This is a genomic window from Ruegeria sp. AM9, assembly GCF_056540565.1.
On record NZ_JBQFWY010000001.1, the window covers coordinates 289,260 to 305,263 of the forward strand.

Here is a 16,004-nt window from a genome sequence, read left to right on the forward strand (position 1 = left end):
AGGCACCCGGATCGGGCAATCAGTTGCCGCCGCGCTGCTGCTTCAGCGTCGTCTGAACCAGATCATAGAGATCCTGAGCCGGAAGACCCTGGGCAGACATGTCCGCAATCCACTGTTCGCGGATCGGATCGGCAGCCTTGGTGCGGAACTCTTCGATCACGGCGTCATCGATCTCAACTTTCTGAACACCCTTTTCGTCCAAAACGCTGTCCCATTTCTCAAGCAGCCCGCCGTAATTGGCGAGGTAGTGGTCAATCGCTTCGCTGATCGAGCTGTTCAGCGCCTCGCGATGTTCGGCGGGCAAGGCCTCATAGGCTTCGATATTGACCACAACCGGGCAGTTGACCGTGCCGGGGTTCAGGTTGGCGGTCCACCAGTCAGCCTCGTTGATGGTGCCAAACGACAGGTGGGCGTGCTGGGCAAAGGCGACCGTATCGACAACACCGGACTCCATCGCGTTGAAGGCTTCGGTCGCAGGAACCGAGGTCGGCACCCCGCCGACCGCTTCGAACGCCTGGCCCAGACCACCCGTGGCGCGGACGCGCATTCCATCAAACTCGGCCAGTTCATCGCGCGGTTCACCGGTGCCAACGATATTGTACTGCGGCATGGGCGACGTCATGATAATGCGCGCGTTCCACTGCGCCATCTCGTCCTTGACCGCCGGGTGATCATAAACGGCGTGGCTGACGGCCACCTCTTCTTCCAACGTGTTCACACCCAGAAACGGCAGTTCAAGCACGGTGATGGCGCGGTTCTTGTCGCGGTGGTAGCCGGCGCAGAATTGGGCCATCTCGAAAGCGCCGATCTCGATCCCGTCCAGATTTTCCTTGGGCTTGGACAGGCCGCCATAGCTGACATTGATGGTGAACTCGCCACCAGTCTTTTCACTGACCAGTTCAGCCAGCTTTTCCACATGTTCGGTAAACGCGCGCCGCTTGCCCCAGACAGACGCGTTCCATTCGGTTGCGGCGGCCTCTGAAACGAAGGCAACACCCAAAGCGGCGACAGCAGCGCCGCTCAATATCTTTTTCATGATGAGTTCTCCCTTTGCTGCGCTTCTTGTCCAAGCGCTTGGGATTCAAGCTAGCGCCAACATCGAAATGTGCCAACCCCGGACAGGCCGCCGCGTCGCCGCCCGCCAGCGCTAACAACCGAAAGGTGAATCGAAAGTGCGGAAAATTGCAAAACCACCCTGCCGTGGTATCTGCAAATTCTGTGACATTTATATGCTTGTTATATCTTCATTTTCCTCATTTGCTGTCAAAATATTTTACTAATTTACTCTGGTTGATGAAATTTATTTACAAACAAATGCTGAGATTTCGGTAATTTATTTCATTGTTTTCAGTTCTCCGTATTATCCGGCTTGGGGAGGAAGCGGATCAACGGTGCTCGTACCGCGGGCAAGTATTGGTCCAGAAATTTCAGTCCAGAGGGAGGAGCCTCAGTATGACAACCGCTGCCCAGGCAGATGCCAACGTTTATCCGCCGTCCGCCGAAACCGTTGCGCGCGCGCATGTCGATGCCGACAAGTACAACGAAATGTACAAGGCCTCGATCGAAGATCCCGTCGCGTTCTGGGGTGAGCAAGGCAAGCGGGTCGACTGGATCAAGCCGTTTTCCCAGGTCAAAGATGTCAACTATGACTTCGGGTCGGTCAATATCAACTGGTACGCCGACGGCACGCTGAACGTTTCCGCCAACTGTCTGGACCGGCATCTGAAAACACGCGGCGATCAGACCGCCATCATCTGGGAACCGGATGATCCGTCTGACGCGGCGCAGTACATCTCCTATGCCGAACTGCACCGCCGCACCTGCCGGATGGCCAACATTCTGGAATCAATGGGCGTGCGCAAAGGTGACCGTGTCGTCATCTACCTGCCGATGATCCCCGAAGCCGCTTATGCGATGCTGGCCTGTGCCCGCATTGGTGCGATCCATTCGATCGTGTTCGCCGGTTTCTCTCCTGATGCTCTGGCCGCACGTGTAAACGGAAGCGACGCCAAAGTTATCATCACCGCCGACGAAGCGCCGCGTGGCGGCCGCAAAACGCCGTTGAAATCCAATGCGGACGCCGCTCTGCTGCACTGCAAGGACACGGTGAAATGTCTGGTCGTCAAACGGACGGGCGGTCAAACCACCTGGGTTTCCGGCCGGGACTACGACTACAACGAAATGGCGCTGGAAGCGGATGACTATTGCGCACCCGCTGAGATGAATGCCGAAGACCCTCTGTTCATCCTCTACACCTCGGGCTCGACCGGTCAGCCGAAAGGTGTTGTTCACTCCACCGGCGGTTATCTGGTTTATGCCGCGCTGACCCACGAAATCACGTTCGACTACCACGAAGGTGACGTGTACTGGTGTACTGCGGATGTGGGCTGGGTCACCGGACACAGCTATATCGTCTATGGCCCGCTGGCCAATGGTGCCACTTCGGTGATGTTCGAAGGCGTCCCGACCTATCCGGATGCGGGCCGTTTCTGGGAAGTGTGCGCCAAGCACAAGGTCAACCAGTTCTACACCGCTCCGACCGCCATTCGCGCCCTGATGGGTCAGGGCAACGAATGGGTCGAAAAGCACGATCTGAGTGACCTGCGCCTGCTGGGTACAGTCGGTGAGCCGATCAACCCCGAAGCCTGGAACTGGTACAATGACGTGGTTGGCAAGGGCAAATGCCCCATCGTCGACACATGGTGGCAGACCGAAACCGGCGGCCACATGATGACTCCCCTGCCCGGCGCCCATGCGCTCAAGCCGGGCTCGGCCCAGAAACCCTTCTTTGGCGTTCAGCCCGTGGTTCTGGACCCGCAATCGGGTGTCGAAATTAATGGCAACGGCGTCGAAGGTGTCCTGTGCATCAAGGACAGCTGGCCCGGTCAGATGCGCACCGTCTGGGGCGATCATGAGAGGTTCGAGAAGACCTATTTCTCGGACTACAAAGGCTACTACTTCACCGGTGACGGCTGCCGTCGCGACGAAGACGGTGACTACTGGATCACCGGCCGCGTCGATGACGTGATCAACGTCTCGGGCCACCGCATGGGCACCGCCGAGGTGGAAAGCGCACTTGTGGCGCACGCCGCCGTGGCCGAGGCCGCCGTGGTGGGCTATCCCCATGAAATCAAAGGACAAGGCATCTATTGCTATGTCACTCTGATGAATGACCGTGAGCCCAGCGATGAGCTGCTGAAAGAGCTGCGCACCTGGGTTCGGACCGAGATTGGGCCGATTGCGTCCCCGGATGTGATCCAATGGTCCCCGGGCCTGCCCAAGACCCGCTCGGGCAAGATCATGCGCCGTATCCTGCGCAAGATCGCCGAGAACGACTTTGGCTCGCTCGGTGATACCTCGACCCTGGCCGATCCGTCGGTGGTCGATGACCTGATCGCAAACCGCGCGAACAAGTGAGTGAGGATGTAATGGACGCTGCTGCTACCACTACCCCCGCCGTTCTGATCCTTCTTGGCCCTCCGGGCGCCGGGAAGGGTACGCAAGCGCGTATGCTGGAAGACCAGTTCGGGCTGGTTCAGCTCAGCACTGGTGACCTGCTGCGCGACGCCGTCGCTGCAGGCACCGAAGCTGGTCTGGCCGCCAAGGCCGTCATGGAGGCCGGTGATCTGGTCAGTGACGAGATCGTCATCGCCATCCTGCGGGACCGCATGGCCCAACCGGATTGCGCCAAGGGCGTCATTCTGGACGGCTTCCCCCGCACCACGGTTCAGGCCGAGGCGCTGGACGGTCTGCTGGCCTCTGCCGATCAAAAGATCAGCGCCGCGATCAGTCTCGAGGTTCAGGATACCGAAATGGTGATCCGCATCTCGGGCCGTTACACCTGCGCCGGATGCGGTGAAGGATATCACGATCAGTTCAAGCAGCCTGCCGAGGACGGCAAGTGTGACAAGTGTGGTCACACCGAATTCAAGCGCCGCGCGGATGACAATGCGGAAACCGTGGCCTCGCGCCTTGCCGCGTATCACGCGCAGACGGCGCCGCTGATTGACTACTATCAGGCTCAGGGTGTGCTGAAAGGCATCGACGCCATGGGCCAGATCGATGACATCGCCAACGACCTGCAAGGGCTCGTGCGCGAGGTCATGAACTAAGGGGAGGAGATAAGCCCCCCAGGGCTTTGATCCTACAACGGAATACTTCAAAGGACCCGCCTTGGCGGACCGGTGGAGTTTTGCCTGACGCCAATTCGGTGTTCGGCACAATCGAGAAGCGGCCTGACGCACTGGAGGAGTTGGGTGACGGGCCGCCCAACGAGGAAGCAAGGAGGAACCCGCAATGGCGGATAATTCTACAAACTCCGCGCAGACTGCCGAAGCCGACAAGGGCTATTGGCAGGCCAACCTGCGCCTCATCTACATCAGCCTCGCGATCTGGGCGCTGGTGTCGTTTGGATTCGGCATTCTGCTGCGTCCGCTACTGTCGGGTATCGCCGTTGGCGGAACCGATCTGGGCTTTTGGTTCGCTCAGCAGGGATCGATTCTGGTCTTTCTGGTGCTGATCTTCAACTACGCCTGGCGCATGAACAAGCTGGACGCCGAACACGGCGTGGACGAAGAATAAGGGAGAGCGGGGACAATGGATCAGTTTACCATCAACCTGCTGTTTGTTGGCGCATCCTTCGCGCTATACATCGGCATCGCGATCTGGGCCCGCGCGGGTTCCACATCGGAATTCTACGCCGCCGGTCGCGGCGTTCACCCGGTCACCAACGGTATGGCGACAGCAGCGGACTGGATGTCCGCGGCCTCGTTCATCTCGATGGCGGGCCTGATTGCCTTTACCGGCTATGACAACTCGACCTTCCTGATGGGTTGGACCGGTGGCTACGTGCTGCTGGCTCTGCTGCTTGCGCCTTACCTGCGTAAGTTCGGCAAATACACCGTCTCGGAATTCATCGGCGACCGTTTCTACAGCCAGACCGCACGTATCGTTGCGGTGATCTGTCTGATCGTCGCGTCGGTGACCTACGTTATCGGTCAGATGACCGGCGTGGGCGTGGCCTTTGGCCGCTTCCTCGAGGTCTCGAACACATCCGGTCTGCTGATCGGTGCCTGTGTCGTATTTGCCTACGCGGTGTTCGGCGGGATGAAGGGTGTGACCTACACCCAGGTTGCTCAGTACTGCGTGCTGATCACAGCCTACACCATCCCGGCGATCTTCATCTCGCTGCAGCTGACCGGCACGCCGATCCCGGCCCTGGGTCTGTTTGGTGACACCGCCAGCGGTGAACCCCTGCTGACCAAGCTGGACGCGATCGTCACCGAGCTGGGCTTTGCTGACTATACGGCGCACCACTCGAACACGCTGAACATGGTGCTGTTCACGCTGTCGCTGATGATCGGTACCGCCGGTCTGCCGCACGTGATCATGCGCTTCTTCACCGTGCCGAAAGTGTCTGACGCACGTTGGTCGGCTGGCTGGACGCTGGTCTTCATCGCTCTGCTGTACCTGACCGCTCCTGCGGTTGGCGCAATGGCGCGTCTGAACATCACCGACATGATGTGGCCCAACGGTGGCATCGAAGGTGGCGCAGTCTCGGTCGAGGAAATCGACACCGATCCGCGCTATGACTGGATGAAAACCTGGCAGAAAACCGGTCTTCTGGATTGGGAAGACAAGAACGGCGACGGCAAGATCCAGTACTACAACGACCAGAACGCCGACATGCAGGTGATTGCGGAAGAAAAAGGCTGGGTTGGCAACGAACTGACCAAGTTCAACCGCGACATCCTGGTTCTGGCCAACCCCGAGATTGCCAACCTGCCGGGTTGGGTGATCGGTCTGGTTGCCGCCGGTGGTCTTGCGGCTGCTCTGTCAACCGCTGCGGGTCTGTTGCTGGCGATTTCGTCGGCTGTGTCCCACGACCTTGTCAAAGGCGCGATCAACCCGTCGATCTCTGAAAAAGGAGAGCTGATGGCGGCACGGGTCGCGATGGCCGTGGCTATCGTTGTCGCAACCTATCTGGGTCTGAACCCACCGGGCTTTGCGGCGCAAACCGTGGCCTTGGCCTTCGGTCTGGCGGCTGCCTCGATCTTCCCGGCGCTGATGATGGGGATCTTCTCGACCCGCATCAACAACACCGGCGCGGTTGCTGGCATGCTGGCAGGTCTGACCGTCACGCTGATCTACATCTTCCTGCACAAAGGCTGGCTGTTCATTCCGGGCACCAACTCATTCACCGATGCTGATCCGCTTCTGGGTCCGATCAAGTCGACCTCGTTCGGCGCCATCGGTGCGATGATCAACTTTGCAGTCGCATTTGTTGTCGCCGGTATGACCAAAGAGACTCCGCAGGAGATCAAAGACCTGGTCGAAAGCGTACGCATTCCCCGTGGTGCGGGCGCAGCTCAGAGTAAATGAGCATGATGCGGCATATGGTTAACTTCCATGTGCCGCGTTTTTCGATCTACTACTCCCGCCCGGCACACCACCGGGCGGGATTTTTCAACCAAGGAACCAGGATTTCATGATGCCGCTCTCACATGACCAAATCACCCGGTTTCTGAAATCCGTACATCCCTATGACGCCCTGCCCCCCGAAGCGCTGGACGATCTGGCCAAACAGATCGAGGTGTGGGAGGTGGACGAGGGTTCTGCCGTTTACGAGCTTGGCCACACCCTGCCCGGCGTTTTCCTGATCTACGAAGGTCAGGTCGAGATCACCGATGAAAATGGCGCAGTGGTCTCTCATCTAGGGCTCAGAAACTCTTTTGGCGAGCGCGGCCTGCTGAAAGATGGAATAGCCGCAACGCATGCGCATGCCGGTACTCCGACGGTTCTGTTTGTTCTGCCTCCGGCTGTGGTGCGCAAACTGATCGACAGCCATGACTTCGTCGCCAAGTTCTTTGACCGCACGCGCGGCGAGCGTCCCGGCCCGCAAAGCCTGGCCACCAGTTCGATCGATGTCCTGATGGCCCGCAACCCGGCCACCTGCCCCGCAGCCATGCCGGTTCAGGAAGCCGCGCGGTTGATGCGTGACCGGCATATCTCGTGCCTGTGCGTGGCCGAGGGCGAGACCTTGCAGGGTATTGTCACGTTGCGCGACATCTCGGGCAAATACGTGGCGGATGCCATGCCTGAAACCACACCGGTTTCCGCGATCATGACCGCTGATCCGATCACTCTGTCTCCGTCTGACATCGGTTCGGACGTGCTGCATGTGATGATGGAGCGCGGGATTGGCCACATCCCGGTCGCCGAAGGCGGCAAGCTTGTCGGCATCGTGACACAAACCGACCTGACCCATTATCAGGCCGTCAGCTCGGCCGAGTTGGTTCGTCAGATCGCCCTCGCCAATTCGGCGGCTGAAATGGCAAAGGTCACCGCCGAAATCCCGCAATTGCTGGTGCAACTGGTTGCGGCCGGCAACCGGCACGAAATCGTCACCCGCCTGATCACCGACATTGCCGATACTGCCACCCGGCGGCTGCTGGCATTGGCGGAAAAGAAGCTGGGCCCGCCGCCGGTGCCCTATTTGTGGCTGGCCTGCGGTTCGCAAGGGCGTCAGGAACAGACCGGTGTGTCGGATCAGGACAACTGTCTGGTGCTGGATGACAAAGTAACCGACGCGGATATGGGTTATTTCACAAAGCTGGCGAAATTCGTCTCGGACGGGTTGGACACCTGCGGATACTTCTATTGCCCCGGCGACATGATGGCGACCAATCCACGCTGGTGTCAGCCGGTGCGCGTCTGGCGCGACTATTTCAAGGGCTGGATCGCCAAACCGAACCCCGAGGCGCAGATGCTGGCCTCGGTCATGTTCGATCTGCGCCCGATCGGCGGCGCATTCGAGCTGTTTACCGATCTTCAGGCCGATACGCTGGCCGCAGCCAATGCGAATTCGATCTTCGTGGCGCACATGATCTCGAACTCGCTGAAACACACACCGCCGCTTGGCCTGTTGCGCGGCTTCGCCACCATCCGCTCGGGTGAACATCGCAACACATTGGACCTGAAGCACAACGGCGTGGTGCCGGTGGTCGATCTGGCCCGCGTCTACAGCCTGCAGGGCCAGTTGACCGAGGCCAACACCCGCGCCCGTCTGAAAGCCGCCGAAGCCGCCGGAGTGCTTAGCCCCTCGGGCGCGCGGGACATTCTGGACGCCTATGACCTGATTGCCGAAACCCGGCTGGAACATCAGGTGAGGCTGGTTAAGTCCGGCGAAAAGCCCGACAATTACCTTCCTCCCTCCGCCTTGTCGGACTTTGAACGAAGCCACCTGCGCGACGCCTTTGTTGTCGTAAAAACAATGCAATCGGCAGTAGGTCATGGCAAAGGTATGCTGGGCTAGGCCGGAACAACACTAAACGGACGCAAGCGTCCGAAATTCGGAGAGATACATGTTTCTGGAACTGATCGGCACCATCTTTGCAGGCTTCGCCTTTGCAGGTGTGGTGATGGTAGTGAACAAACTGTCAGGCGGCCGCCTGCCCCGCTGGGCGGCTCCGGTCGCCGCCGGGCTGGGCATGATCGGCATGACCATCGCCAGCGAGTATTCCTGGTATGACCGCACCGTCGAAACCCTGCCCGAGGGCATGGAAATCGTGCAAGAGGTCGAAAGCCGGGCCTTCTATCGTCCGTGGACCTATGCGGTGCCTTTCGTCGACCGGTTTGCGGCCATTGATACGGTATCGGTCCGCACCAATGAACAGGTTCCCCAGCAACGTCTTGTGGACATGTACTTCTTTGGCCGCTGGGCACCAATTTCGAAACTGCCGGTGGCCGTCGATTGCGCCTCCAACAGCCGGGCCAGTCTGGCCGATGGTGTTGAGTTCGGCGATGACGGCCATCTGCTGAATGTCGACTGGCTGAGCGTCAGTGACGGTGACCCAATCATCGAGGCAACCTGCGGAGTGTAACATGCTGACCCGGCTAAGCCTGCGCATACGTATTTTCCTGTTCTTCTGCCTGCTGGCCTTGGGCGGCGTCGCGGTCAGCTCTCTGGCGCTGTGGATCAGCTACAGGCGCGCAGCGGATCCGGCCCTGGCAAATGCCTTCATATTTGCCGAAATCCTCATGGCCTTCGGCATGGTCGGTTTGATCGTTGGCGTGTGGCTTCTGTTTGACGATAATGTCGCCAAACCGATCGAACGTTTGTCGGCCCAGTTGCGCGCCCGCGCTCATGCCGGTGTCAGCACCGATGTCGACATGCAGGCCGCGCGCTATCTGGGTGATCTGGCCCCGGCCGCAGCAGGGTTGGCCGATCAATTGTCGGGCAAGACGATGGACGTTGCCGAGGCCGTGGCGGCGGAAACCGCGCATCTGGCCGCCGAGAAGCAAAGGCTGACGGCACTGTTGACCGAGATTCCGGTGGCGATGGTACTGGCCAGTCCGACCCATAAGATCGTTCTCTATGACGGTCAGGCTGCCGGGGTTCTGGCCCAGATCGCACATCCCCGCCTGAATGCCTCGCTCTTCGAATATCTGCAGCCCACAGCCCTGCAAGACGCCTATGAAAAACTGAGCAAAACAGGGTTGGAAGTCACCTGTACCCTGACCAGCATCGACGGCGCGCAAACCTATTCCGCCCGGATGAAACCGCTGGGCGACGCGCCCGGTTACCTGCTGATTTTCGACGAAAGCGCCGCCAATATCGAACCCGAGGCCGCGCGGCCTCTGGTCTATGATTTCGACCTGTTGAACAGCGCGACCGGAGGGCAATTCGAAACTCTTGCCCTGCAGGATCTGTGCTTTGTCGTCTTTGACACCGAAACCACCGGCTTGCTGCCGCACAAGGACGAAATCGTCCAGATCGGCGCAGTTCGGGTGGTGAACGGCAGGATTGTCGATGGCGAGAAGCTGGACATGCTGGTCAATCCCGGAATGCCGATCCCACCGGCCTCGACCAAGGTTCACAAGGTCAGCGACCGCATGGTTGAAGGCGCTCCGGATATTGCCGAGGCCGGGCGCACCTTTCACCAGTTCTCGCGGGATGCGGTGATCGTCGCGCATAATGCACCCTTCGACATGGCCTTCCTGCGGCGCCACGCCAAACGTATGGATGTCGAATGGGATCACCCCATTCTGGACACGGTTCTGTTGTCCGCCGTTCTGTTCGGCGCCAGCGACAAACACACGCTGGATGCCCTGTGCGACCGGTTGGAGATCACCATCCCGCACGAACTGCGCCACACGGCGTTGGGGGATGCGGTTGCTACCGCGCAGGCGCTGGTCAAGATGCTGCCGATGCTGCAGGCACGCGGCATGACGACCTTTGGCGCCGTCATCGAGGCCACACGGCAGCATGGCCGCCTGCTGGAAGATCTGAACTAAACGCAAAATATTCAGATAGAATTCAGCTTTTCATGGACAATCCCGGTTGGCCGTGGCACCTGATGCCCGGCCACTGCACGAGCGCGTCATGACGGAAAAGACCTTCACCCCCACCCCGGATCAAAGCCCCGCGTTTCGCGAAGCACTGGGGTGTTTTGGAACCGGAGTCACCGTTGTCACGACGGGATCGGTCAACGGGCCACGTGCGATCACTGTCAATTCGTTTTCGTCGGTGTCGCTGGACCCGCCGCTGGTACTGTGGTGCCTGGCCAAGGATTCCCACCGGTTCGATTCCTTCAAGGCCTGCCAGCATTACTCGATTCACGTGATGGCCGAAGAACAGCAGGATCAGGCGTTGCGCTTTGCACGCGACGGGCTGGATTTCTCACATGCCGTTTGGGAAACCGATCACAAGGGCCGACCTCAGTTGGCCAATTGTCTGGCGCGGTTCGACTGCCAGCTTCATGCCAAACACGAGGCCGGGGATCACCTGATCCTGGTTGGTGAGGTTGAACAGGTGATGTACCGGACCGGCAAGGGCCTGATTTTCAAGCGCGGGCAATTCGGCGGCTTCGCGGACCTGCTTTAATCATCCAACGAGCCGTGAACGGCCAGCGCCTCAAGCTGCGTTTCCTGCGGTGTGATGATGCGAAACGCCTCATGCACGCCGCTGTCGGACAACTCGCGCGCAACGGTCAGCAACGTATTCGGCGCGTGTTCCTCGCACAGCTCGGCCATATGGGCGAGCTCGGTCTGCGCAACACCTGACGCAGCCTCTACCGAAGGTGCGCCGTAGAATTGCACGAAATGCTCAGCCAGGTTCTGCGCGATCTGGTCCATCTCGGCCTGTTCGATCTGGGTGACGGCAACGAAGGTCACCCGCCCGAAGGTCTCGACCCCCAGCCAGCCGTTCGAAAATGCCTGCCGCGCCTTGCCCTCCAGATCGGCCTGCCCCCAGTTTGAAAACTCAAACCCACCCGAGATGCACCACTCACCGGTCCGGGCCGGGGAATGGAAGACATTGATGTCACTATCGTCGAAATGGATCGCGCGGGCCAGTTTCATCATCCGTTCTCCAACAGTTCGGTCAGGGGGCGCAGGCGGGTTTCGGCCCCATCGCGGGTAAGCATCCCGAACCGCTCATCCGTGCCCAGAAATACGCCGGTCTCGCAGGGTTCTCCAACACCGCGCAGCAATCCCATCCATTCGCCGTGCAGGGGCGCATTGCCATCCTCCTGCCAGCGATTGAGCCAGGTCAGCATGTGCCGCGACCAGCTTTCGACCAGTTGCACCGAAGAAACCTCTGCGCAGCCCTCGTCATACAGCGCTGTGACATCCGGTGTTTCTCCCGGTGCCGCGCTGGTTTGCAGCAGAGCCAAGTCCCAACCGATCACCAGCCAGTCCGGTTCGGTCTCAGGGTCACCGGACGACGACGCAACGCGGAACTCACCGCATTTCGCACCGTTCACGCAGATCAGCCCATCCCAACCCAGGTGCACCGCGACCTCTGGCGGGGCCAGCGCGCCCAGCGCATTTTGAAACCCGACGGCGCACAGGGGCAACATCGCCATGGCATCCTGCAAAGGAACCTCGGGCGCGAAGATGATCGCCACCCGCAGCCGGTCGGCCTGAATGTTGTAGACGACCGACCCGGCGTCACAACCCAAGGCCGCCATAGCTTGCGCACGCTCGAACGGGTCTTCCCCACCCTGCACCGGGTGGCCCGACAGTAAGGGGGGAAAGACCGGCTGGTTCATGCGTTGCCCTTGGCGATCATGTCGCGGGCGATCTTGCGGAACGCGTCGGCCTGCGGACTGTCTGGCTTGCTGACGACGATGGGGGCACCGCCATCCGCAGCCACTCGGATATCCAGATGCAGCGGAATTTCACCCAGCACCGGAACGCCCAGCGCCTCGGCCTCGGACACGACACCGCCATGGCCGAACACATGCTCCTCATGCCCGCAATTGGAGCAGATATGAGTGGACATGTTCTCGATCATCCCGACGATCGGCGTCTTGAGCTGGTTGAACATGTCGATCCCCTTGCGGGCGTCGATCAGGGCCACGTCCTGCGGGGTGGAAACAACAATGGCGCCGTCCACCTGAAACTTCTGACTTAACGTCAGTTGCACATCCCCAGTTCCGGGTGGCAGATCGACGATCAGCACGTCCAGCGCGCCCCATTGCACCTGGCTCATCATTTGCTGCAGCGCGCCCATCAGCATCGGGCCACGCCAGACAACCGCCTGCCCTTCGTTGGTCATCAATCCCATCGACATCATGGTGACGCCGTGATTGCGCAGCGGCAGGATAGTTTTACCGTCTGGGCTGGCCGGACGGCCCGAGACACCCAGCATCCGGGGCTGCGACGGACCATAAACATCGGCGTCCAACAGACCCACACGACGGCCTTCAGCCGCCAAGGCACAGGCAAGGTTCGCCGAAACGGTCGATTTACCGACACCACCCTTACCCGAGGCCACGGCAATGATCCGATCCACGCCCGGAACGGCCTGCGGCCCGGTTTGCGAGGGCTTCGGCTTGGGCTTCAAATCCGGCGGCGCCTTGTCGGAATGCGCGGTCAACATGGCCGAGACCTTGGCCACCCCGTCCACCATCTGCGCCGCTTTTTCGGCGGTCTCGCGGACCGGCTCCATCTGTTCGGCGTGTTTCGGGTCAATCTCCAGCACAAAACGCACCGTGTCGCCTTCGACGTTCAACGCGCGCACAACACCCGCACTGACGATATCCTGACCGGACACAGGGTCGGTGATCTTCTTCAGGTTCGCCAGAACCGCGTCACGGACACTCATGCCATTACCCCTTTGACTTGCCCCACCACGAGGTTGCGTTTCATTGCATGTGTCTCCGTCTCATTCAGTTCATTTGACGCAATCGGGGCCGGGTCGTTAGGTTGGGCCATGCGCTTTGTCCTCTTGTGCCTGAGCCTGACGCTCTCTGCCACCCCCACTTGGTCGCAGGAGACGCTGGGCCTTGCGGCCCCGGCCGAAATTACAGACTCTGGTCTGTTGCAACATATCCTTCCGCGCTTCTCTCTCAAGACCGGGATACGCGTTATTGCGGATGATGCAGGCGTTTTGGTGCTGGAAACCGCGCCACCGGGCGATCCGGTCTTTGCCCGCGACGGTGTAGTCTATCACCTGCGGATCGGAGGTGACGCCAGACACGAACGGTTCCGCGATTGGTTGCTGTCCGATATCGGCAAGAACACGGTTGAGAGCTTTACCCCGGAACAAGGCCCACCTTTCTCTGCCCGTTTCGAGGTCACAGCGACGCAAACCGACACGGTGATCGACGGTGACACCGCCCGTGGCGAAGAGCTGTCGATGACCCATTGCGGGCGCTGCCACGTGATCGGGCCAAAGAACCGCATGAACGGATTGGGCTCGACACCCTCTTTTGCCGTGCTGCGCGCGATGCCCGACTGGTCGGAACGGTTCGAGGCGTTCTTTGCGCTGAACCCCCATCCCGCCTTCACCCAGATCGACGGGCTGACCCCACCTTTCGATCCCGCGCGCCCCTCGCCCATTCATCCGGTCGAGATGACCGTGGAAGAATTGGACGCCATTCTGGCTTTCGTCTCGGTCATCAAGGCGGCCGATCTGGGTGCGCCACTACAGCTTCAGTGATCCTTTCGTTTTGAGAAATAGTCCTCGGTTGTAACCACCTTGGGCTTGGGATTGGATTGGAACGGGTTGTCCTGCAGTTGAAACTGCGCGTTCACACGGCAATTGTCGCACATCTGGATCATCCGCGCCTTATCCGACGTGGCAAACATCGGATGCGTGCCCGAGAGTTTCTCCATGATCCGCTCAATCGTGGATTTCACGCCGAACAGCGCGCCGCATTCGACACAGGCGAACGGTTCCTCTTCGTTCAACACCTGCTGCGACAGGGCCGTATCGCTGAGGTCAAGCTGCGGAACCAGCGTAATCGCGTCCTCGGGGCAGATGCCCTTGCACAGCCCACATTGCAGACAAGCATCCTGCTGAAAGTTCAGCTGCGGCTTGTCCGGGTTATCAACCAAAGCGCCCGACGGGCAGAGCGACACGCAGCTGAGGCACAGCGTACAGGCATCCGTATTCACTACCACAGCCCCATAGGGCGCGTTCTCGGGCAAGGGCAACGGAGATTCTGCCTGCGGGTTCAGCGCCTGTGCCGACAGCCGGGCGATTTGTCTGCGGTTGCCCAACGGCAGTACCGGATCGGCCAGAGGTGCCGGGACATCCTGCGCGTAAAGCAGATCCGCCATGGCGTCCGGGTCGGCCTCATCCATCAACCCCACCTTGCCCGGGCCGGCAATTGCGTGCGCCAGCGCCAGTTCCCGGTCCAGCGCGTCGCGTTCGGTGGTCGGCGCCAACAACACATCGACCCGGGCAAAGCCGTGGGCCAGTGCGGCCAACATCTCGGCATGGCCAAAGCCCGAGATCACGTTCAACTCCAACGGAATGACATCCGCAGGCAAACCGCGACCGAACCGGGCGACCAGCCGGATCATCTCGGCCCCGTGGGCGTCATGTACCAACAGCCGGGGCGCAGCCCCCCCGGCGCGCCGATAGGTGCGCGCCAGAATGTGCATCCGCGACAACAGGGCCGAGACCGGCGGGTCCTCGTATGTGATCGCAGTCGACGGGCACACCGCCGCGCATTCTCCACACCCGGCGCAGATCATCGGGTCAATGGTCACATGCTCGCCCGCCGGGGTGATCGCGCCCGTCGGACAGATATCCAGACAATTGGTGCACGCCACCTGTTCGGCGCGGGAATGGGCGCAGAGTGTCTCTTCCATCCGCACGTAGAGCGGTTTTTCGAAGGTCCCGACCAGTTGCACCGCTTCAAAGGCCAGACGTTCCACGGCGGCTGCATCCTTGGGGTCGGCGCGCAGGTACCCCTCGCGCTTGGCCGGGGCCTGCATCAACGGTGATCCCCCGGTCAGGTCGATCACGATATCACAGGCTGATTTGGCCCCGTCGCGCGGCTCGGACCACGCAAAAGCGCCACGCCCGCCCGGTTCGATCTGCTGCAAGGCGTCCAGCCGCAGCGAGAACCCGCTCAGCGCACCAGTCAGCGACCGTACCCGCCCGCGCACCACGTCATAGGCCCGCGAGATCGGCTGGGCATCATCGGTGACCAGCACCGTGACCGCCAGGGTCGCCGCCAGACGTTCAGCCAGATCAAAACACAGTTCCCCCGGTCCGATGATGAAACAGGTGCCCTCACTGAACACGTCGACGCTGGGTGTGATCGGCTGCGGTAACATCGCCTCAGCAGCCAGAGCGGCCATCTTGGGCGCGGCATCCGCCCCCTGGTCGGACCAACCAGCACGGTCGCGCAGATCCACAAAGCCCGGCGTTTCTATATTCAGCTCTTCGGCAAGCGCGCTGAACACCTCCTGCTCCTGCCCGCAGGCAATCACGGTGTCCCCCTCCCGCATCAATGAGGCCGCGGCCTCCAGCTCAGAACTACACAGGGCCGAATGAACCCGCGAACACGCCGCACCGCAGGCGGATGCAGTTTTCTCGGCATCCAGTTCCTGCGTCCCCGCGCAGTCGCATAACAGAAATTTTGTGCCCATGGCCTCCCCTCCCCGACGTCCTTCCCTTGGTGGGTTCAGATTAGGGTGTCTGCAAAAAGTGGCAATCCCTGCAAGTCAAACTACCTGCGTACGGGGCCGGTGAAATGGCT

Annotated in this window: 14 protein-coding genes; 9 read left to right on the forward strand and 5 right to left on the reverse strand. The window is 60.5% G+C overall.

Translation table 11 applies throughout. The features are described 5' to 3' along the window. Positions 1-19: 19 nt before the first annotated feature. Entirely contained in the window at positions 20-1,036 is a 1,017-nt protein-coding gene (dctP, locus tag ACR0DO_RS01435) for a TRAP transporter substrate-binding protein DctP (protein WP_421599675.1), read from the reverse strand. A gap of 416 nt (positions 1,037-1,452) precedes the next feature. Between dctP and acs the strand changes: the two genes are divergently transcribed. The 8 genes from acs to ACR0DO_RS01475 all read left to right on the forward strand — a co-directional run bounded on the left by acs (position 1,453) and on the right by ACR0DO_RS01475 (position 10,885). Beyond that, positions 1,453-3,417, forward strand: a complete 1,965-nt coding sequence (gene acs, locus ACR0DO_RS01440) for an acetate--CoA ligase (RefSeq protein WP_170671117.1) — start codon at positions 1,453-1,455, stop codon at positions 3,415-3,417. An 11-nt stretch (positions 3,418-3,428) separates the two neighbouring features. Next, positions 3,429-4,112, forward strand: a complete 684-nt coding sequence (locus ACR0DO_RS01445; protein ID WP_480556278.1) for an adenylate kinase — start codon at positions 3,429-3,431, stop codon at positions 4,110-4,112. A gap of 184 nt (positions 4,113-4,296) precedes the next feature. Next, positions 4,297-4,581, forward strand: coding sequence for a DUF4212 domain-containing protein (locus ACR0DO_RS01450; RefSeq protein ID WP_170331222.1), 285 nt, complete (start codon positions 4,297-4,299; stop codon positions 4,579-4,581). A 15-nt stretch (positions 4,582-4,596) separates the two neighbouring features. Beyond that, positions 4,597-6,381: a sodium:solute symporter family protein gene (locus tag ACR0DO_RS01455; RefSeq protein ID WP_170442049.1), complete on the forward strand. Its 1,785-nt coding sequence runs from the start codon at positions 4,597-4,599 to the stop codon at positions 6,379-6,381. A gap of 109 nt (positions 6,382-6,490) precedes the next feature. After that, a complete protein-coding gene (locus ACR0DO_RS01460) occupies positions 6,491-8,314 on the forward strand; it encodes a DUF294 nucleotidyltransferase-like domain-containing protein (protein WP_480556279.1) in 1,824 nt (607 codons plus the stop codon). A gap of 49 nt (positions 8,315-8,363) precedes the next feature. Next, entirely contained in the window at positions 8,364-8,882 is a 519-nt protein-coding gene (locus tag ACR0DO_RS01465) for a hypothetical protein (protein WP_480556280.1), read from the forward strand. A 1-nt stretch (position 8,883) separates the two neighbouring features. Then, positions 8,884-10,296 (forward strand): 3'-5' exonuclease, encoded by a 1,413-nt coding sequence (locus ACR0DO_RS01470; RefSeq protein ID WP_480556281.1) that lies wholly within the window; start codon positions 8,884-8,886, stop codon positions 10,294-10,296. An 88-nt stretch (positions 10,297-10,384) separates the two neighbouring features. Continuing rightward, positions 10,385-10,885 (forward strand): flavin reductase family protein, encoded by a 501-nt coding sequence (locus ACR0DO_RS01475; RefSeq protein WP_170671107.1) that lies wholly within the window; start codon positions 10,385-10,387, stop codon positions 10,883-10,885. Here ACR0DO_RS01475 and ACR0DO_RS01480 read toward each other — a convergent pair. From ACR0DO_RS01480 to ACR0DO_RS01490, 3 genes are read right to left on the reverse strand one after another with little or no spacing between them, the layout of a single operon-like run. Next, on the reverse strand, positions 10,882-11,361 hold the full coding sequence (locus ACR0DO_RS01480; RefSeq protein WP_480556282.1) for a DUF6505 family protein: 480 nt from the start codon (positions 11,359-11,361) through the stop codon (positions 10,882-10,884). The two genes, ACR0DO_RS01475 and ACR0DO_RS01480, sit on opposite strands and share 4 nt — an antisense overlap. After that, complete coding sequence (locus ACR0DO_RS01485; RefSeq protein WP_480556283.1) at positions 11,361-12,053, reverse strand: biotin/lipoate--protein ligase family protein; 693 nt, start codon at positions 12,051-12,053, stop codon at positions 11,361-11,363. The genes ACR0DO_RS01480 and ACR0DO_RS01485 overlap by 1 nt, the downstream gene beginning before the upstream one ends. Next, positions 12,050-13,111 (reverse strand): Mrp/NBP35 family ATP-binding protein, encoded by a 1,062-nt coding sequence (locus ACR0DO_RS01490; protein WP_170442032.1) that lies wholly within the window; start codon positions 13,109-13,111, stop codon positions 12,050-12,052. The genes ACR0DO_RS01485 and ACR0DO_RS01490 overlap by 4 nt, the downstream gene beginning before the upstream one ends. Positions 13,112-13,219: 108 nt before the next feature. On the opposite strand from ACR0DO_RS01490, the gene ACR0DO_RS01495 reads away from it, so the two are divergent. Beyond that, entirely contained in the window at positions 13,220-13,948 is a 729-nt protein-coding gene (locus ACR0DO_RS01495) for a c-type cytochrome (RefSeq protein WP_480556284.1), read from the forward strand. Here the strand turns inward: ACR0DO_RS01495 and ACR0DO_RS01500 are convergent. Further along, a complete protein-coding gene (locus tag ACR0DO_RS01500; RefSeq protein WP_480556285.1) occupies positions 13,942-15,894 on the reverse strand; it encodes a 4Fe-4S binding protein in 1,953 nt (650 codons plus the stop codon). The genes ACR0DO_RS01495 and ACR0DO_RS01500 overlap by 7 nt on opposite strands. Positions 15,895-16,004 lie beyond the last annotated feature (110 nt).